The sequence below is a fragment of the Providencia sp. PROV003 genome (genome assembly GCF_045040775.1).
Classification (GTDB): domain Bacteria; phylum Pseudomonadota; class Gammaproteobacteria; order Enterobacterales; family Enterobacteriaceae; genus Providencia; species Providencia huashanensis.
Map to the genome: position 1 here is coordinate 117,726 of NZ_CP096369.1, position 19,851 is coordinate 137,576.

19 protein-coding genes are annotated in these 19,851 nt (G+C 41.8%); 7 read left to right on the forward strand and 12 right to left on the reverse strand.

Annotated features, from left to right (window positions below; all coding sequences use genetic code 11):
- Positions 1–186: 186 nt before the first annotated feature.
- A complete protein-coding gene (locus tag M1F14_RS00530) occupies positions 187–744 on the forward strand; it encodes a helix-turn-helix transcriptional regulator (RefSeq protein ID WP_042848848.1) in 558 nt (185 codons plus the stop codon).
- On the opposite strand, the gene M1F14_RS00535 is transcribed toward M1F14_RS00530, so the two are convergent.
- The 4 genes from M1F14_RS00535 to ivbL form a co-directional block, all read right to left on the reverse strand.
- Positions 741–1,403, reverse strand: coding sequence for an alanyl-tRNA synthetase (locus M1F14_RS00535; protein WP_042848849.1), 663 nt, complete (start codon positions 1,401–1,403; stop codon positions 741–743). The genes M1F14_RS00530 and M1F14_RS00535 overlap by 4 nt on opposite strands.
- A gap of 199 nt (positions 1,404–1,602) precedes the next feature.
- Entirely contained in the window at positions 1,603–1,887 is a 285-nt protein-coding gene (gene ilvN, locus M1F14_RS00540) for an acetolactate synthase small subunit (protein WP_042848850.1), read from the reverse strand.
- Positions 1,888–1,889: 2 nt separating this feature from the next.
- Positions 1,890–3,587, reverse strand: a complete 1,698-nt coding sequence (ilvB, locus tag M1F14_RS00545; RefSeq protein ID WP_042848851.1) for an acetolactate synthase large subunit — start codon at positions 3,585–3,587, stop codon at positions 1,890–1,892.
- A gap of 103 nt (positions 3,588–3,690) precedes the next feature.
- Positions 3,691–3,780, reverse strand: a complete 90-nt coding sequence (ivbL, locus tag M1F14_RS00550) for an ilvB operon leader peptide IvbL (protein WP_105880933.1) — start codon at positions 3,778–3,780, stop codon at positions 3,691–3,693.
- A 346-nt stretch (positions 3,781–4,126) separates the two neighbouring features.
- Between ivbL and M1F14_RS00555 the strand changes: the two genes are divergently transcribed.
- Positions 4,127–5,299: an MFS transporter gene (locus M1F14_RS00555; RefSeq protein WP_042848852.1), complete on the forward strand. Its 1,173-nt coding sequence runs from the start codon at positions 4,127–4,129 to the stop codon at positions 5,297–5,299.
- A gap of 236 nt (positions 5,300–5,535) precedes the next feature.
- The gene (locus M1F14_RS00560) at positions 5,536–5,943 is read left to right on the forward strand and encodes a helix-turn-helix domain-containing protein (RefSeq protein ID WP_042848854.1); all 408 of its coding nucleotides are present in this window, start codon (positions 5,536–5,538) and stop codon (positions 5,941–5,943) included.
- 245 nt (positions 5,944–6,188) lie between these two features.
- Here the strand turns inward: M1F14_RS00560 and M1F14_RS00565 are convergent, their stop codons facing one another.
- Positions 6,189–6,713, reverse strand: coding sequence for a single-stranded DNA-binding protein (locus tag M1F14_RS00565; protein ID WP_042848855.1), 525 nt, complete (start codon positions 6,711–6,713; stop codon positions 6,189–6,191).
- A gap of 460 nt (positions 6,714–7,173) precedes the next feature.
- Between M1F14_RS00565 and uvrA the strand changes: the two genes are divergently transcribed.
- Both uvrA and M1F14_RS00575 read left to right on the forward strand, forming a co-directional pair.
- Positions 7,174–10,008, forward strand: a complete 2,835-nt coding sequence (uvrA, locus tag M1F14_RS00570; protein WP_042848856.1) for an excinuclease ABC subunit UvrA — start codon at positions 7,174–7,176, stop codon at positions 10,006–10,008.
- A 214-nt stretch (positions 10,009–10,222) separates the two neighbouring features.
- A complete protein-coding gene (locus tag M1F14_RS00575; RefSeq protein ID WP_181469065.1) occupies positions 10,223–10,468 on the forward strand; it encodes a hypothetical protein in 246 nt (81 codons plus the stop codon).
- Between the two features lie 56 nt (positions 10,469–10,524).
- On the opposite strand, the gene M1F14_RS00580 is transcribed toward M1F14_RS00575, so the two are convergent.
- The 3 genes from M1F14_RS00580 to dnaB form a co-directional block, all read right to left on the reverse strand.
- Positions 10,525–11,721 (reverse strand): amino acid aminotransferase, encoded by a 1,197-nt coding sequence (locus M1F14_RS00580; RefSeq protein ID WP_042848857.1) that lies wholly within the window; start codon positions 11,719–11,721, stop codon positions 10,525–10,527.
- Between the two features lie 65 nt (positions 11,722–11,786).
- Complete coding sequence (gene alr, locus M1F14_RS00585; RefSeq protein WP_042848858.1) at positions 11,787–12,869, reverse strand: alanine racemase; 1,083 nt, start codon at positions 12,867–12,869, stop codon at positions 11,787–11,789.
- 576 nt (positions 12,870–13,445) lie between these two features.
- A complete protein-coding gene (gene dnaB, locus M1F14_RS00590; RefSeq protein ID WP_042848859.1) occupies positions 13,446–14,858 on the reverse strand; it encodes a replicative DNA helicase in 1,413 nt (470 codons plus the stop codon).
- A gap of 213 nt (positions 14,859–15,071) precedes the next feature.
- Between dnaB and M1F14_RS00595 the strand changes: the two genes are divergently transcribed.
- Positions 15,072–16,055 carry a quinone oxidoreductase gene (locus M1F14_RS00595; protein WP_042848860.1) on the forward strand — a complete coding sequence of 328 codons (984 nt, stop codon included), beginning with the start codon at positions 15,072–15,074 and terminating at the stop codon, positions 16,053–16,055.
- A 66-nt stretch (positions 16,056–16,121) separates the two neighbouring features.
- Here the strand turns inward: M1F14_RS00595 and dusA are convergent, their stop codons facing one another.
- Both dusA and M1F14_RS00605 read right to left on the reverse strand, forming a co-directional pair.
- On the reverse strand, positions 16,122–17,123 hold the full coding sequence (dusA, locus tag M1F14_RS00600) for a tRNA dihydrouridine(20/20a) synthase DusA (RefSeq protein WP_042848861.1): 1,002 nt from the start codon (positions 17,121–17,123) through the stop codon (positions 16,122–16,124).
- A gap of 266 nt (positions 17,124–17,389) precedes the next feature.
- Complete coding sequence (locus M1F14_RS00605) at positions 17,390–17,599, reverse strand: YdgH/BhsA/McbA-like domain containing protein (RefSeq protein WP_042848863.1); 210 nt, start codon at positions 17,597–17,599, stop codon at positions 17,390–17,392.
- Positions 17,600–17,844: 245 nt separating this feature from the next.
- Between M1F14_RS00605 and cbrC the strand changes: the two genes are divergently transcribed.
- Entirely contained in the window at positions 17,845–18,432 is a 588-nt protein-coding gene (cbrC, locus tag M1F14_RS00610; RefSeq protein ID WP_181469064.1) for a PF03691 family colicin E2 tolerance protein CbrC, read from the forward strand.
- A gap of 46 nt (positions 18,433–18,478) precedes the next feature.
- On the opposite strand, the gene M1F14_RS00615 is transcribed toward cbrC, so the two are convergent.
- Both M1F14_RS00615 and M1F14_RS00620 read right to left on the reverse strand, forming a co-directional pair.
- Positions 18,479–19,273, reverse strand: a complete 795-nt coding sequence (locus M1F14_RS00615) for an inositol monophosphatase family protein (RefSeq protein WP_042848865.1) — start codon at positions 19,271–19,273, stop codon at positions 18,479–18,481.
- Between the two features lie 103 nt (positions 19,274–19,376).
- The gene (locus tag M1F14_RS00620) at positions 19,377–19,850 is read right to left on the reverse strand and encodes a DUF6882 domain-containing protein (protein WP_048608753.1); all 474 of its coding nucleotides are present in this window, start codon (positions 19,848–19,850) and stop codon (positions 19,377–19,379) included.
- Between the last annotated feature and the right edge of the window lies 1 nt (position 19,851).

Genomic DNA, 19,851 nt, shown 5'->3' on the forward strand with positions numbered 1-19,851 from the left:
GATACTCTCACTATAAATTTTTTAGGACAGATTAAATAGCCTTATTTTTTTGTGGGTAAATTTTAAAACTATATCAAAAAATAAAATAACCTCTTTAAATACAATATAAGATGGAGAATATGTGATTAGTTCTACTGAGTCATGTAGAATTAGCATAATGAATTGGAATTTAGGGAAAGCCATATTGTGGATAAAAAAATTAATATAAAAATTGGTCAAAAGATCCGTTTACTTAGGCAAGCTAGAAACCTTTCTTTGAATGAACTATCTCGCCTATCTGGGATCTCAAAAGCCGCATTATCCAAATTAGAATCCGGCGATTCAAACCCACGTATTGATACATTAGAATCGATTGCCATCGCGCTGCGTTTTCCGCTTAGCGATTTATTTACACGCCAACATGAAGCTTATCCCTACTTTGTCAAAGGGTCCTCGAGTGAAGAGGAATATTCACAGCAATTTAAATTCCGTATTAGTATGGGGAATATCTCCGAAATCTGGCAATTAACCATGAAAAGAGGGGCTATTATTAATAGCCCTGCGCATATGAGTGGAACCCATGAGCACATTATGGTGAATTCAGGTTCACTAATGTTGCGTTTGCATAACGATCAAAACATCATTCTAGAAGCAGGCGATTTTTATGCATTTAGCGGTGATTTTCCACATTCTTATTTATGCATAGAGGGAGAGTTACAAGCGACTGTAGTCATGACTTACTCCCATATCAGCGAAGGTGTTTAAACCGAGGCATGTTGTGCATCATAGCTAATGCGCAACGTCCCTTTTTTATATTTCATCGACTTAATTGAAAAATGCGTAATGCTATCCAATGAACCAACGTGCGTTCCTCCGCATGGCATTTCTTCAGTTTGGTCGATATAACTGATCCTCAGCTCGTCGTTTTGTTTTATTTCAACTTTCCGGCCACTGCTAATGCTTTGATTAACAATATCTTCAATATATTGACTATCCAGTTTTTCAAACGGCACAACCTCACCATCCATCATACAAAACTCGACTCGAGATTCATCAGGAAAATGATGCCCTTTTTGTGCAAGCCAGCCAAAACGCCGTAATTCCCAGTTTAACAAATGCCCTGCGGTATGCAGTGCGGCATATCGTTGACGTTTTTCTCCGTCAATGGCTGCAACAACGGTGCTCTCTAAATTTAAATTTATCCCATCAGGGAGATAAGCAACAATCAAACCGTTCAGGTGTTTCTTAATACGAACGGGCTCATTATTAACCCAAGCAGTATCAGCGGGTTGCCCACCACCTTGTGGATGGAAAATGTTATCTTGTAGTGCAACCCAGTGCCCTTCCTCGTCACTACCTTGTTTTAATAGAACTGTTTCTACTTCATATTGGTAAGTATTGGTGAGATAAATGTTGTTCTGCATAACTTTCGTACCTTTTATTATTCAATTTAGCAGAATGTATTCGCTTTTCATTCCCTAAACTATTTCTATAACCGCTTAAATTTATACCACCTTTGTTCGCTTTAGGAAACCCTTATTTATGATACTACGTTGAAAATTAATCATGATAAAAAAAGCCCACACGCATTGTGTAGGCTATTAAAAAAGATGCTGATAAGCATTACTGCAAATAATTCTGCATGGTTTCGAAGAGACGTAAATCGTCACTGAAACGAACTTCTCTCACATCTTCAAGCTTTTCAACTTGATTAATCATTTGTGATAGACGCTCGTCTTTTTGCACCAACAGCCATATCCGGCTTTCATCTTTATTTTTAATTGGCATACAAAGAATGCCATCAACGTTAAAAGCTCTGCGTGCGAATAAGCCACATATATGTGACATCACGCCGGGATGGTTACGAACAATTAACTCTAAAGCTATTGGGTGATGTTCAAATGCCATAATTAAGCTCCAATCATATCAATGTTAGCTGCGCCTGGTGGAACCATTGGATAAACCTTCTGGTTAACATCAATTAAAACATGGATCAAACAAGGGCCTTTGGTATTCATCACCCTTTCCAGTGCCATTTCAGGATCTTCTTCATTATTTAAATCACACGTTTGTAAGCCAAAACCTGCCGCTATCTTAATAAAATCAGTTTGATAAGGATAAGCTGCCGCAAATATACGATTCTCAAAGAACAGATCCTGTTGTTGATGTACCATTCCCAACGCTTGGTTATTCATCAAAACAATTTTTATATTTAATTGGTGCTCGGCGGCTGTCGCCAGCTCTTGAATATTCATCATCAAGCTGCCATCACCCGAAAAACAAACAACCGTTTTGTCTGGCTCGGCTAATGCGGCTCCAATCGCCGCTGGTAAACCAAACCCCATGGTGCCTAAACCACCAGAAGTCAGCCATTGGCGAGGGCGCGATAATGGATAAGCCTGAGCTGCCCACATTTGGTGTTGCCCAACATCAGTTGTGATAATCGCATCTTCACCCGCAGCCCGCGCAGTAGAAAGAACTAATCCATAATGATTTAACGGGTTGTCTGCCTCGCGGAGATCCAATGGGTATTTATTTTTCAATTCACTAACTTGATTAACCCATTCAGTACGTTCATTACGTTCAACTAAAGGTAATAATAGTTCCAAGATCTGCCCTGCATCTGCGTGAATGGCGATATCTGGTCGTTTAATTTTACTAATTTCCGCTTTATCGATATCCACATGAATGATTTTTGCGTTAGGGCAAAACTTCTCCGCCTTCCCGATTGCTCTATCGTCAAAGCGTGCGCCAATAACAATTAATAAATCAGACTCTTCCATGACCATATTTGTGCTAGCAGCAGCATGCATGCCTAACATACCTAAATATAATGGGTGTCGCATAGGGATAGTGCCAAGCGCCATTAAGGTCATCGTCGTCGGTAATGAGGCTTTTTCCGCAAACGCAATCGCTGTTTCTGTTGAATCAGAACTAATAACCCCACCACCAAAATACAGTACTGGGCGCTTCGCATTATTAATCATTTCAGCTGCTTGCAGAACTTTTTCCATATCAAATGCTGGCGCTTTATCTTTCGGTAATACTTCTGGTATTTCAGTCAGTTCAATAGTGGCAGTTTGAACATCCTTTGGAATATCAATCCAAACAGGTCCCGGACGCCCTGACTCTGCTATACGAAAAGCATCACAAATAACTTGAGGTAATTCATTGATAGAACGAACTAAATAATTATGTTTAGTGACAGGAATAGAAATACCATAGGTATCAACTTCCTGAAATGCATCGGTCCCAATCATTGATGAGGAAACTTGAGCTGTAATACAAACTAGCGGGATAGAATCCAGTTTTGCATCCGCAATGGCGGTCACTAAGTTGGTCGCGCCCGGACCACTTGAAGAAATGCAAACGGCCGCTTTCCCTGTAGTACGCGCGATCCCTTGCGCAATAAACCCCGCACCTTGCTCATGACGAGCCAAAATATGCTGAATTTGCTTACTTTTCCCTAAAGCATCATAGAACGGTAAAGCCGCCCCGCCAGGAATGCCCGAAACAATAGTAATACCATGTTTTTCTAATAAATAGACGATTAACTCTGCCCCTGTAAAACAGGTTTTATGTGGTGATGTAGTGCCCGATCCGCTCATCATAATTATCCTTTGCTAGCCTGCGACCCCAAGCGGAAGGTAATAAAAAACCCCGCTCGGTTTGCGCCGGCGGGGTTTCTAAATCTGCGTTGATTTGTACCCGTTACGGCGCTAAGCCCACGACCACCACCACACGCACGACCACCGCGGCACATGGCGCGGTTAGTAGTAGGTTTGAGTGATTAAAAGTCATGTTCACGGGGTTTTCCTGTTTAGTTTATTTGGTTTAACTTATTTGATTATTGTTCTTGCTTTCTTTAAGAAAACATAAATTTCTGATGATGACAATCATTTTTTTGCGTTTTAATTTCTACTAATCTCAAATGAGATATACATCACACTCCTCCTAAACCAACGAATAAACTGGGTATATCAATAAACTCAGAATTAAATTTTGATTAAATTTTCCTTTTTTACCCTGTATTAAGACTTGACTTAAAGTCAACTTGAAGTAGTACCTTATGTAATATTCTACAGAATTACCCTATTAAAAATATCTTATTACTTGATTTTAATAACTTTTAGTTGAGAGAGGGCTTATGCCAAAATCCGTTTGGTGGTTAACAACGACGCTTGCATTGTTTATAACCGGAAATGCCATTGTACTTTCTGTTGCTGTCGTGGTTGGAGAAAAATTGGCAACAAACCCCACTTACGCAACGCTCCCATTATTAAGCCAGTATATTGGTTTGATCCTCGCAACCATCCCAATTGCCTATGTAATGCAAAGATACTCAAGAAAAATAGGATTTATTATTGGCAACATTGGCGGGTTAATTGGTGCTGGGTTATCTATACTTGGCGTTTTAGAAAGTAGCTTAATTTATTTTTCTATCGGGCTATTTTTCACTGGTATTGCAATAGGCACTGCACAACAATTTCGTTTTGCGGCAATCGAGGAAGCTCCTGTTTCTTTGCGAGCTAAAGCTATTGGGCTTGTTATGAGTGGGGGCATTGCTGCTGCGTTAATTGGCCCAACCCTAGCGGTTACCACCCAAGGATTTTTTGCAGAATACCCTTTTGCTGGCCCATTTATCACATTAGGCATCATTTATCTTATCGCTTTTCTTTTATTATTAATTGTCCCCTTGAAGAAGGCTGTTAAGTCCACAACAGACAAAACCTTAGTTAAACGTAGCTATAAGGATTTGTATTTACAGCCAATTTTAATGCTGATTGCAATTGTTAGTGCTGCAGGTTACGCCATTGTTGTCTTTACTTTTGCCTCAATTCCTTTATCTATGAAGCAACATGATTTCCCCTTTTCTTCAATTGCAATTGTATTTCAGTTTCATGTACTTGGCATGTTCGCTCCATCATTCTTTACGGGCACATTAATTCATCATTTAGGCGCAAAACGCATTATTTTCTGCGGTATTGTTTTATTAATTTTATCTGCTGTTATGAACTTACTCGCTAACCATTTTTATAACTATCTTTTCGCGGGTATTTTTGTCGGTGTAGCATGGAATTTAATTCTTATCAGCACGACCAACCTGCTACCACACACCTATGAAATACATGAACGTGCCAAAGTACAAGGAATGACGGATTTTCTTATTTATTTTTTTGGGGGAATTGGCAGCTTAGCTGCGGGTATGTTGTTTTTCACTCTAGGGTGGCAAGTGATGAATATCTTATCCGTTGTTATATCCATCGCAATTTTGGTCGGTTTTTGGCAGTTAAAAAGATATATTCCAACGCACCAATAAACCATTTAATACTCACATTAATTCTGTGCTTATGGTGTAAAAACAAGTTCATGATAGTTTGTTGCTCCATAAATATATCACCATAAGTCAAACAACACTGGTTGAGTACTAATTAAAATTTTGCATTATTGTTATTTCACAAATTAACAGCCTGTATTTATATCTGTTTATCTTTTATTTATTGGTAATTTACATAATCAGAGATATGATTAAAAAGTAACTAGTAGGAAAATATTATGTATAAAGAAATTACTGTTCCCTACCAAGGGAAATACACGGAATTTCAATCTACAGTTGTCAATGAGATATTAGTTTGGATTGAAATGAACTTAACCAATCGTCTATTACTCGACGATATTGCACTAAAATCGGGATATACGAAGTGGCATTTACAGAGGGTATTTCGCAAAGTTGTTGGGATACCTTTAGGTGAATATATTCGCCGAAGGCGGATATGTGAAGCAGCAAAGGACCTCTGCACGACTGATCTTCAAGTTATTGATATAGCACTAAAATACCAATTCGACTCCCAGCAATCATTTGCAAAGCGGTTCAGAGCATATTTAGGTACATCACCGTCAATTTACCGAATTTCCGGTGAAAGCCAAAATGACCCTTTACTACTGGAACCCAAAGTTGCCTGATACGCAATATGAAAATAAAATTTGTATATTCTTTTATTCAACCTTCAATACAAAGCTCCATGTAAGTTAATTACTGGAGCTTTTTCTATTATTACCTTAAGAAAATATTAATTTAAGAAACTCTTAATTTAAAATTAATAATCTCTTAAGGTTTAAAGTTATTATTTAATTTATTAAGATAAAAATAAAGGCCTCACAAGGAAGCCTTCATTATATTTAATATATTCTTCTAATTATATTGATAATTAGAATGGAATATCATCATCGAAATCCATTGGTGGCTCATTAGTTTGTGGTGCTGGTGCTTGTGAACGAGCTGGCGCACCACCGCCACTAAATTGTTGAGCAGCTTGAGCTTGTGGCTGCTGAGGCTGACCCCAACCCCCCTGACCGCCTTGCCCTTGTGATGACGAATCACCACCACGACCACCTAGCATTTGCATTGAACCACCGATATTAACAACAACTTCAGTGGTGTAACGGTCTTGACCGCTTTGATCTTGCCATTTACGGGTTTGCAAAGAACCTTCGATGTAGACTTGTGAACCTTTTTTTAAATATTCACCCGCAACCTCAGCTAATTTGCCGAAAATAACCACGCGGTGCCATTCTGTTTTTTCACGCATCTCGCCGGTTTGCTTATCGCGCCAACTTTCAGAAGTTGCCAGAGTCAGGTTTGCCACAGCCCCACCGTTAGGCATATAACGGATTTCTGGATCTTGTCCTAGGTTACCGATAAGAATTACTTTATTTACGCCTCTGCTGGCCATTTATTACTCCTGATGCATTGAATTTTAATCTCTGGATTAGCCGAGAAGTTTACCACGACCTCGCTGATTTGCACCACGAAATTGAAACTCCCCCTCGAACTTGCGAAACACTTTCCAAATTTTAGTGTAATTTCTGAGTGCAATTTCAGTATAGACACAAAATAATTCACCGTTTCCCCTTCGACAAATTCGTTCTTCCCTTGAGCTTATGTATAATTGTACATTTTTAAGACTAAAACTCCCCACTCTAGACTGTTTAATTCATAGCTAGACGGCAAGCGAAAGCATTACAAAGGTATATATAAGTATGTAACTACCTAGCCAAGCACAACCAACAGCACTAAGAATTTAAATAGGAGTAGTAGAAAAATATGGCAAGTACTGTATATCCATTCAGCCATAATTATGTGATAATGATCGCTTGCGATTGTTCAATATCAAATCATCCGGGAAGTGGTAAATGGATAATATCGAAGTACGCGGCGCACGCACGCATAATCTGAAAAACATCAATCTCGTTATCCCTCGTGACAAACTGATTGTTATTACGGGTTTGTCTGGCTCTGGGAAGTCATCTTTAGCTTTTGATACCCTATATGCCGAGGGTCAGCGCCGCTATGTTGAGTCCCTATCCGCCTATGCACGCCAGTTTCTTTCTTTAATGGAAAAACCGGATGTCGACCATATTGAGGGGCTATCTCCAGCCATTTCGATTGAACAAAAATCGACTTCACATAACCCACGGTCAACTGTCGGGACAATCACTGAAATTCATGATTATCTACGTTTATTATTTGCTCGTGTCGGTGAACCTCGTTGCCCTGATCATGACATACCACTAGCAGCACAAACAGTTAGCCAAATGGTTGACAATGTACTAGCGCAGCCTACCGACCGCCGGATGATGCTATTGGCTCCTGTCGTTAAAGAACGCAAAGGCGAGCACGTTAAGTTACTTGATAACTTAGCAACACAGGGTTATATCCGAGCAAGAATTGATGGCGAAGTCTGCGATCTTTCTGATCCTCCAAAGCTCGAATTACAAAAAAAACACACGATTGAGGTTGTTGTCGACCGCTTTAAAATTCGTGATGATATCGCCCAACGTTTAGCCGAATCCTTTGAGACCGCACTCGAGCTTTCCGGTGGTAGTGCTATTGTTGCCGATATGGATGACCCAAGTGCAGAAGAATTGGTTTTTTCTGCTAATTTTGCCTGTTCGGTGTGTGGTTACAGCATGATGGAACTTGAGCCACGGCTGTTTTCCTTTAACAACCCAGCGGGGGCTTGCCCAAGTTGTGATGGCTTAGGTGTTCAGCAGTTCTTTGACCCTGAACGGGTTATCCAAAATACAGAAATATCCCTGTCTGGCGGGGCTATTCGTGGCTGGGATCGCCGTAATTTTTATTATTTTCAAATGATAATGTCATTAGCAGAACATTATAAATTTGACGCAGAAGCGCCATACAGTTCATTAAGTCCTGCTATCCAAAAAATTATTTTATACGGTTCAGGCAAAGAAACGATCGAATTTAAATATCGTAACGACCGTGGTGATGTCACTGTTCGTCGTCACCCATTTGAAGGGGTGCTCAATAATATGGAGCGCCGTTATAAAGAAACAGAATCCACCGCGGTACGTGAAGAACTCGCCAAATACATAAGCAATCGCCCTTGTGTTTCTTGTCACGGAACCCGTTTGCGTAAAGAAGCGCGCTTTGTTTTTGTTGAGAATACAACATTACCTGAAATTGCTGATTACAGCATTGGCCACGCAATGGCGTTTTTCCAAAATCTAAAACTCACGGGTCAACGTGCGCAGATCGCAGAAAAAGTATTAAAAGAAATTGGCGAGCGGCTGAAATTCTTAGTTAATGTGGGGCTTAATTACCTTAGTCTTTCACGTTCTGCGGATACCTTGTCTGGTGGGGAAGCTCAGCGTATTCGTTTGGCAAGCCAGATTGGGGCTGGTTTAGTCGGGGTGATGTATGTTCTTGATGAACCTTCAATCGGCTTACACCAGCGTGATAACGACCGCTTACTCGAAACGTTAATCCACCTGCGTAATCTTGGTAATACTGTTATCGTCGTAGAGCATGACGAAGATGCCATTCGCGCCGCTGATCATGTGATTGATATTGGGCCTGGGGCCGGTGTACATGGTGGGCAAGTTGTCGCTCAAGGCACATTAAATGATATTGTCACGAACCCAGACTCTTTAACCGGTAAGTATTTAAGCGGTGAGCGTAAAATAGAAATCCCTCAGCAACGTGTCCCTATTAACAAAGACAAAATACTCACTGTATTTGGTGCTAAGGGTAACAACCTAAAAAATGTGACGCTAAAAATCCCTGTTGGTCTATTTACTTGTATCACAGGGGTATCAGGCTCTGGTAAATCAACACTAATTAACGATACTTTATTCCCTATAGCTCAACGCCAACTAAATGGTGCAACAACCATTACTCCAGCCCCTTATTTGGATGTAGAAGGTATAGAACATTTCGATAAAGTTATCGATATTGACCAAAGCCCTATTGGCCGTACGCCTCGTTCAAACCCTGCCACCTATACGGGGGTGTTTACACCAATTCGTGAGCTATTTGCCGGTGTTCCTGAGTCAAGAACACGTGGTTACAACCCGGGGCGCTTTAGTTTCAACGTCAAAGGTGGGCGCTGTGAGGCATGCCAAGGTGATGGGGTCATTAAAGTAGAAATGCACTTTCTGCCAGATGTGTATGTCCCTTGCGACCAATGTAAAGGCAAACGCTATAACCGTGAAACGTTAGAAATCAAATACAAAGGGAAAAGTATTCATGAAGTCCTCGATATGACAATCGAAGAGTCTCGTGAATTTTTTGATGCCGTCCCAGCACTCGCTCGTAAGCTACAAACCCTGATGGACGTAGGTTTATCCTATATTCGTCTTGGCCAATCCGCGACCACATTATCCGGTGGTGAAGCCCAACGAGTAAAACTCGCCAAAGAGCTATCTAAACGGGGTACTGGGCAAACTATTTATATTTTAGATGAACCAACAACGGGTCTGCATTTTGCTGATATTCAACAGTTATTAGCTGTTTTACATCAGTTACGTGACCAAGGAAACACCATCGTTGTCATTGAACATAACCTTGATGTGATTAAAACGGCAGATTGGATTGTCGACTTAGGCCCTGAAGGTGGTAGTGGTGGTGGTGAAATTTTAATTTCCGGCACTCCTGAAGAAGTTGCTGAGTGTGAAAAATCACATACTGCAAGGTTTTTAAAGCCTATTTTAGAGCGCGGTTATTAAAAACTAAAGGCACAGGGAAAGCCGCCATGGCTTTCCCTTCATATCATCTGTATTCTTTCTAACCTAACGAATAACTAGTTATTAATACAATAATATCAATTAAATCAGTTTATTGTTCATCCGCCCTCAACAATGAGCCTAAATCGCATATGGCTTTCAGTGGATAGCTATTAGAACCGGTTTCTGACGAGGTAGCTCATACTTATTTTATTTTTTGACATCTATTTCATGTGAGGCTGCCGTTATTGATACCGCAACGCTAAAGTTACATGGTGTTATCGATCTCACATCATCGAATCGGGTCGCACAAGAACGTCAAGGGACCTTAACTGGGGATACTGTCTTAAATGTTGAACCCATTAATGATAACATTCAGAAATACTTAAAAATTACTCATATATGGGACACTATTTTTCGTCTCAGTGATCAGGTAATGGCTGTTATTACAGATAAAAGATAAAAAAAACGCAGGGCTCAGCCTGCGTTTATTGAATAACTTCCTTTATGGGTAAATAACTATTGGCTAACCGCAGCAAATGCTTCGACAATGCGTTTCACATTATGACGATTGACCCCAGCCATACAAACACGGCCAGTTCCCACTAGATAAACTGCAAATTCGTCTTTTAGGCGAGTAACCTGTTGTTGTGAAAAACCCGTATAGCTAAACATACCGCGTTGTTTTAACAAATGGTCAAAGTTTTGCTCAGGTAAAGCTTTCTTCAGTTCATCAACCAGCACTGTACGCATATCTAAAATACGTAAACGCATTTCTTCCACTTCCGCTAACCATTTCGCTTTTTCTGCGCTGTTGGTCAATACGGCAGCCACAATTTTGGCACCATTTGATGGAGGACTTGAATATAGACGGCGCACGCCTGCTTTAAGCTGACCTAATACACGGTCACGCTCATCTGGGTTTTCGCAAATAACTGATAACCCACCCGCACGCTCACCGTAAATACCAAAGATTTTAGAAAATGAGTTGCTAACAAATACAGGTAACCCTGCTTTGACCATAGTTCTAATCGCGTAGGCGTCTTCGTTGATACCTTCGGCAAAACCTTGGTAAGCGATATCCAAAAATGGGATTAGTTTATGTTCAATCGCCACTTTAGTAACTTCATCCCATTGGGCTGGCGTTAAGTCAGAACCCGTTGGGTTATGGCAGCATGGGTGCATTAAAATGATGCTATTTGCAGGCAATTTTTTGAACGTTGCCAACATTTCATCGAATTTAACACCTTTGGTTTTTTCATCGAAATACGGGTAATAGTGAACTTTTGTGCCAGCACCGGAGAAAATAGACGCGTGATTTTCCCAAGTTGGGTCGCTGCACCAAACCTCTGAATCAGGATAGTACTGGTGTAGGAAATCCGCACCAATTTTTAATGCGCCAGAACCACCAATAGTTTGCACGGTTGCAATACGCTCTTGAGCGATCAGTGGGCAATCTTCGCCAAATACTAGTTTTTGCAGTTCAAGGCGGTAATCTTTCAAGCCTTCCATCGGCAAATACAACGACGCACTGGCAGGGAGTTTGTTTAATGTAGCTTTCGCAGTACCAACAGTACCCAGTTCAGGCGTTTTACCTTCACCATCGTAGTAAAGACCGATACTCAAGTTAATTTTATTTTCACGAGTGTCTTTATTAAATTCATCCATCAACGACAAAATTGGGTCGCCCGGATACGCATCAACATGTTGGAACACAGGACATCTCCTAATCATTATTTAGCATTATTTCGTTTTGTTATTTGAAAATAACCCTTTGCTAACTATTCGTCTACATATTCCATCGCAACTCGTGAGGTTAATTTTGTGAGTAACTCATAGTTAATGATGCCTGTTTGTGCGGCAATTTCTTCAACTGGTAGACCATTGCCCCACAAAATAACGTCATCCCCCACTTTATCTTCGGCATTTGGCCCTAAATCCACGACAGTCATATCCATAGAAATACGCCCAATAATTGGCACTTTTCGCCCATTAATTAACACTGGCGTGCCAGAAGGGACATTACGCGGATAACCATCACCGTAGCCGATTGCGACAACCCCCAACCGTGTATCCCTATCGCTACACCATGTTTCACCATAACCGACGCACTGACCAGCAAAATGCTCCCTAACCGCAATTAAAGATGACTTTAATGTCATCACTGGTAATAAACCGAAACTATCTGCACTTTTCCCCTCTTGTGGGGATGCCCCGTACATCATGATCCCCGGTCTTACCCAATCATAATGCGCTTCTGGCCAGAGTAAGATCCCTGCGGATGCAGCGATGGATTTTTCACCGTCTTTGCCTGCTATAAACTGTTTAAAGCAAGCTATCTGATTTGCGGTTGTAGAAAGGAGTGGAGCATCAGCTTGGCAAAAATGACTGACGATATTGATAGGAAGCTTAACGTTTTTACAACGTTGCAGCCGTTGGTAAAAACCTTCTGCATCTTTTGGTAGCACGCCAAGACGATGCATCCCCGTATCTAGCTTCATCCAAACTTTCAGTGGGTGTGGGAGGTCGGCCGCTTCCAACATTGCCAGTTGCTCTACACAGTGGATAACAGTATCGATACGCTGTGCAGCCATCACAAGCAAGTCAGATTGCTCGAAGAAACCTTCTAATAAAACAATAGGTTTAGTAATACCATGCTGCCTGAGCAATAAAGCTTCATTGAGCCTCGCTACGCCAAAGCCATCCACCAGCTCTTGAACTGCGATACCGACTCCAGCTAATCCATGACCATAAGCGTTTGCTTTAACAACTGCAATCAATTGGCTATTTGGAGCGATGCTTTTCACCCGTTGCAAGTTGTGTCGCAGAGCGCGGCGGTTTATCAATGCGGTTGCCGCTTTCATTATTTCCTCGTTGTTTCTCTCTAATTTGGCCAAAAATTAAGCTGCACGTTGGCAGCTCAATATATTCTCTATTTGTTATACGCTAAAAAATATCAATTTCCATTCGATATTATTTTTATGGATCATTTAATTTTAATACTCTAACTCTAATGCCTAAATAGTTTGGGTTGTCGCTAGGCGGCGATTGAGCTAAGCCTAGGAGCATACATAAGTATGTGACTTGCGTAGCTGAGTGTAGCCAGCACCGCGACAGCGCAAAAATATGACGAGTAGAACTATTTAATCTTAATACTCTAGCCAATACTCTAAATAGTTTGGGTTGTCGCTAAGCGGCGATTGAGCTAAGCCTAGGAGCATACATAAGTATGTGACTTGCGTAGCTGAGTGTAGCAAGCACCGCGACAGCGCAAAAATATGACGAGTAGAACTATTTAATCTTAATACTCTAGCCAATACTCTAAATAGTTTGGGTTGTCGCTAGGCGGCGATTGAGCTAAGCCTAGGAGCATACATAAGTATGTGACTAGGATTAGGGAATGAAGCCAACACCGCGACAGCGCAAAATATGACGAGTATTTAGTCTTCGTCGTTATACGCAGGCCCCGCGTAATTATCAAAGCGCGACCATTGACCATTAAAGGTCAAACGTACCGTACCAATGGGACCATTACGTTGCTTACCAAGGATAATTTCAGCGACACCCTTGAGTTCGCTGTTATCGTGATAAACCTCATCACGGTAGATAAACATAATCAAGTCGGCATCCTGCTCAATAGACCCCGATTCACGTAAGTCAGAGTTAACAGGGCGTTTATCGGCGCGTTGCTCAAGGCTACGGTTTAACTGGGATAGCGCAACAACAGGGACATTTAACTCTTTGGCTAGTGCCTTAAGGGAACGAGAGATTTCGGCAATTTCAAGAGTACGGTTATCGGAAAGAGCAGGAACACGCATCAATTGAAGGTAGTCAATCATGATCAAACTTAAACCACCGTGCTCACGGTAAATACGCCGCGCACGGGATCGCACCTCCGTCGGCGTCAGGCCTGAGGAGTCATCGATATACATATTGCGCTTTTCCATCAAGATGCCCATGGTGCTTGAAATTCGCGCCCAATCCTCATCATCTAACTGCCCAGTACGAATACGAGTTTGGTCAACACGGGATAATGATGCCAACATACGCATCATGATTTGGTTACCTGGCATCTCCAAACTGAAAATAAGCACCGGTTTTTCCTCGGTCATTGCCGCATTTTCGCACAAGTTCATCGCAAAAGTAGTTTTCCCCATTGATGGACGTGCGGCAACAATAATTAAGTCAGAGCCTTGCAACCCAGCTGTTTTTTTATCGAGATCTTGATAGCCAGTAGAAACCCCTGTCACCCCATCGTGCGGTTGCTGATAGAGTTGTTCAATCTTTTCAACGGTTTCAGATAAAATGGCTTCGATGCCTTTTGGCCCTTCGTCTTTATTAGCCCGTGATTCTGCGATTTGGAAAACTTTAGTTTCCGCAAAATCGAGGAGATCTTCACTACTACGCCCTTGAGGATCATAACCCGCATCCGCAATATCATTAGCAACAGAGATCATATCACGCACAATCGCACGTTCGCGGACGATGTCAGCATAAGCATTAATATTCGCCGCACTTGGGGTATTTTTCGATAACTCTGCTAAGTAAGCAAAGCCCCCAACACTATCCAGTTCACCTTGTTGTTCAAGGGATTCTGATAAGGTGATTAAGTCAATGGGCTTGCCCTGCTCAAGCAGGATCTGCATTTGTGCGAAAATAGTACGGTGGGGACGGCTAAAAAAGTCGGCATGAGTGACTCGTTCAGAGACGGTATCCCAACGCTCATTATCTAACATTAACCCCCCTAAAACAGATTGCTCCGCCTCAAGGGAATGCGGTGGAAGCTTCAAACCTTCCATTTGGTGATCCCGGGGGGCATCTGTTTTAAAATTCGATGAGGGTTTTTTAGCCATACATTTGCATCCAAGTCTATAATTAACGAACAGCTTCTAGTATACGCCAATCTGATTTTTGTTGTGGCATTCTTTGCACCTTCACGCGAGAGAATTGCCTGATAACGCTTTCAACAAAAAGCACAAACCAATAATTCTTCTGATTGAAAGATGGCGTTATAGTAAACCTATTGATATTGTAAATAAAATGAATAGTCCTTATTGGAGATTGTCATGGCAAAACGTATTGAGTTCGCACAACATGGCGGCGCTGATGTACTTAACTTAGTAGATTATTCCCCAGTAAATCCGGCAGATAACGAAATTCAAATCGAAAACCGTGCTATTGGTATTAACTTTATCGATACCTATGTCCGCAGTGGTTTATATCCTGTCGCTAAACTTCCCAGTGGCCTAGGTACCGAGGCTGCTGGTGTTGTCGTTAAAACCGGAGCTCACGTTACCGGTTTCAAACCGGGCGACCGTGTCGTTTATGCTCAAGGCCCTTTGGGCGCTTATAGCGATGTACATAATGTCCCAGAGAGTGCGGTTGCGCATCTCCCCGATGGGATAACCTTTGAGCAAGCCGCAGCAAGTTCATTAAAGGGGATGACCGTCTATTATTTATTCCATCAAACCTACCAACTTAAGCAAAATGAAGTATTTTTGTTCCATGCCGCAGCGGGGGGGGTGGGCTTAATCGCATGCCAATGGGCAAAAGCATTAGGTGCAAAAATGATCGGTACTGTAGGCTCCGCAGATAAAGCGCTGCGTGCTAAAGAAGCTGGTGCATGGGACGTAATTAATTACCAATCTGAAGATATCGCAGCTCGTGTTAAAGACATCACTCATGGCGAAAAAGTCAATGTGGTTTATGATTCTGTAGGGCAATCCACATGGCTGGCTTCTTTAGATTCACTAAAACGCCGCGGGTTGATGGTAAGTTTTGGTAACGCATCAGGCCCGGTTTCGGGTGTGAATTTAGGGATTTTAAACCAAAAAGGTGGGTTATACGTCACTCGTCCATCACTTGGGGTATATGTCACAAACCGTGCTGAGTTGGACCAAGCCAGCAACGCATTGTTTGACATGATTTTAAGCGGCAATGTGAAGGTAGATGTGCCGCAATCGCAAATTTTTGCTCTGAAAGATGCGCAAAAAGCCCATGAAACAATTGAATCAAGAAAAACCCAAGGCTCGAGCTTGCTTATTCCATAACATAATAAGTAACGCCGAATAGAGCTGAAAAGCACCTTACGGTGCTTTTTTTATAGGTAAAATATGTTACTCACCCCGGGTAACAAACGCCAACGCTTGCTCAACGACCGCTAAATCCGCGCCTTTTTTATGGGCATTCTCACTTAAATGGCGGCGCCATTGGCGAGCACCAGGAATACCTTGAAAAATCCCTAACATATGGCGCGTCATATGACCTAAATAAGCGCCTTTAGTGAGTTCATTTTCAATATATGGATACATTTCTCGTACTGCATCTACCCCATTCGTAATAGGAAAATGCTCACCAAACAATTGGTTATCTACAGCAGTTAAAATCGATGGGTTTTGATACGCTTCACGCCCGACCATTACGCCATCTAAATGTTGAAGATGCTCTTTCGCCTCTTCCAACGTTTTGATACCGCCGTTAATCGCCATAGTTAAATGCGGAAAATCGCGCTTTAATTGATAAACACGCGGGTAATCTAATGGTGGTATTTCACGGTTTTCTTTTGGGCTCAAACCGGATAGCCATGCTTTACGAGCATGGATAATAAACATTTCACAGCCGCCTTGAGTCGAAACTGTTTCAATAAAATCACATAAAAATTGGTAGCTATCTTGCTCATCAATGCCAATACGTGTTTTAACTGTGATCGGAATAGTTGCCGCATCTTGCATTGCTTTCACACAATCAGCCACCAACTGCGCATCCCCCATTAAACAGGCACCAAAACGTCCATTTTGAACGCGATCTGAAGGGCAACCCACATTTAAGTTAACCTCATCGTAGCCACGCTCTTCGGCTAATTTTGCGCATTGAGCTAATGCAGCAGGGTCGCTTCCCCCAAGTTGTAGAGCAACAGGGTGTTCCTCTTCACTAAATGCGAGGTAATCCCCTTTTCCGTAAATAATCGCCCCTGTTGTCACCATTTCAGTATACAACAAGGTATTTTTGCTTAATAAGCGGTGAAAATAACGGCAATGACGATCGGTCCAATCGAGCATTGGCGCAACGGAAAAGCGGTTTAGGTTATGGTAGCCTTGTTTTGGGGTATTTTGATGCATGCTGCTCTTTTGTGTTGATGTTGAAAGCCATTGAATAGCCCCTAACAATGATAAAGGGCCAATAATAAATAAAGGAGAGTATTATAACATAGACCGTTTGGGATGCGATGTATTCGCACAGATATCAATTAAGGCGTGGATGATATAACAATACCCCGATAGGGATTTCTCCGCTATCAGGGAGCATGTCATTTTTCAGTTGCAATCTTTAAGTAAAATCCGAAATTTTGGACAAAATATTTAATTAAGATTAACAACCCAACATATTATTTAGTTTCTGCGCTCATTGTGACAAAATTACCCATACGTGCACTGGTAATGGTGTAGCTATCTGCACCCGCAGCTTTTGCTTTTGCCGCAATAATCGCTTCTGCTGAGTCTAAGGTATCGCTAGTTGCTGTTAAGGTTGCAGCGGAAGCACCAAAAGCCATTACCGATAATACAGAAGCTGCCATTAAAGTTTTAAACATGTTCATAATATAATTCCTTCGTTCGTTATAGGGGGAGGCAACCCGTGTTGCCTTCGATGGAGGTATCATATCGCCAAACCATATTTAAGTTAAAGCTAATAATATCGCTGTTCATGTTCAAATTATTTGAATAATAAAAACGCAATTAAATAAACTCGTTGAAAGAGAATTAAAGTGACCTATCACGTTTTGTGATAGCCTGATTAAATCGTCATTCAGGGTAATAACCCCCTATTCCATAGGATTTTTATATGTCACTTGGTAATCGAAAACTTCCTCATTTTAAATACCACCCAAACCCTATTGAAACCAAAGCGTTTCTCACTGACAAAACTGTCACCTGTGATTGTTGCCAGCAACTTACAGATATTTATTATGAAAGCCCTTTTTACTCCGTTGAGGATATCAACGCATTTTGCCCTTGGTGTATCGCAAATGGCTCTGCTAGTGCAAAATTCGATGGGGAATTTCAAGACCCAGAATGTGTGGAAGGGATCGATTGTGAATATGATAATAACGGCGAGTTTTTACAGACTATCAACCCCTATCCAAACGAAATGTTTGATGAGCTAATCAAACGCACCCCTGGTTATCATGGTTGGCAGCAAGAGACTTGGCTGGCTCATTGTAATGAACCCTGTGAATTTATAGGTTACGTTAGTTGGAAAGACATCAAAGATAGGCTCGACGAGTTTGTTTCCCTTGCTGACGATGTGGCTGATTATGGTTTTTCAGTGGAAGAGCTAGCCACTATTTTAGATGAAGATGGAGCCGCACAGGGCTATTTATTCCGTTGTTTACACTGCCAAAAATTACGTTTGCATTTTGATTTCAGCTAATCAATAAAAAGGGCTGCACGAGGCCATATTGACCTCGCATTGACCTTTAAGGAGCCATCAATTCTACGATTTGCTCTGCAAGCTCTGGGGTTGCAGTAGAGAGCAAGCTTCCTGCAAACATGGCTTGTGTGCGTTCACCATTCAGCCCACAAACCTCACCTCCTGCCTCTCGAATACAGGGAATGAGGGCAGCGCTGTCCCATGGTTTCATTATGGTATCAATCGCACCATGAATACGACCAGATGCAACCATAGCATGTTGGTATGCATCATTTGCAAAAATAAAATCACGCGCTTCGCCCACGATGGCATCAAGATGATAAATTTGCGAGCCTTCAGAAGAATTATAATGACTGCTGTGGATCCCAGATGCACTGATTACAGCTTCTGATAATGATTTAGGGGATTGTTCGCCCAATTTCAGTTGCCGTAACGATTGCCCTGAGCTTTCCAACCAGCAACCTTCCCCTTGAGATGCATAGAACATCGTTGATATAGCAGGGAAACTAATGACACTTAGGAGTGGCTCCCCATTTTCAACATAAGCAATTAACGTACTAAAAAGCGGCACACCATAAATAAATGCACGCGTTCCATCAATTGGGTCGATAACCCAACCCGAACTAAACTTTTGTTCACCTTCAAAACCAAATTCTTCACCTAAAACTAAGGTATTAGGTGTACGCTTCGCAAACAGTTCCCTGATTTCTTCTTCAACTCGGATATCCGTTTCAGTCACTACCGAGCGATCGGCTTTATAGTCAAATTTCCCCGCGCTATAGAAAGCTTCTACCGTCATTGTTTTGACTAGTTTAGCGGCTTCAAGTGCGATATCTAACATGAGTATGCTCCTGATTGAAAAAAGAAAACCAGTATAACTGACAGGTCACTAAACCAAAGAGGGTTTAAATGCCTTGTTCACTGCTGAATAAGCCATTCCCGAGCTAAATTTGTTGTAGTGAAACATCACCAAAAGTCATAAAAACCAACGTGTGACCCGCGACACCTCGGTAAACACCTTGCTGGTTGTTTAATTCGCAAGCTAACGCGGTGAGCTGCCAAGCGTCATATTCTTCAATGTCGCTCACTCGTGCGGTCAACAACGGGTTATCACTGCGCTCACCATAGGCTTTAACTGCAATGGCATCATGTGTAAGCGCGGGTTGGATCGAACTATTTGCCCAACTCCACATCCAACTGCCTTGGTTTTGGTCATATGTTCCAACGATTTGTACCGGTGCAGTCGCCATTACATTGTCTGGAGCGTGAAAAATAATCGTCCCTTCGTCTTGGTCTACCGACCAATCGGCTTGGTCCAATTTCCACGTGTCACAATGAAACTGATTTTTAGCTTGTAAGGCATTCATACTGCGTTCAATAAGCGCCTCGTAAGGCATTTGTTCTAATTCGTTATTCATG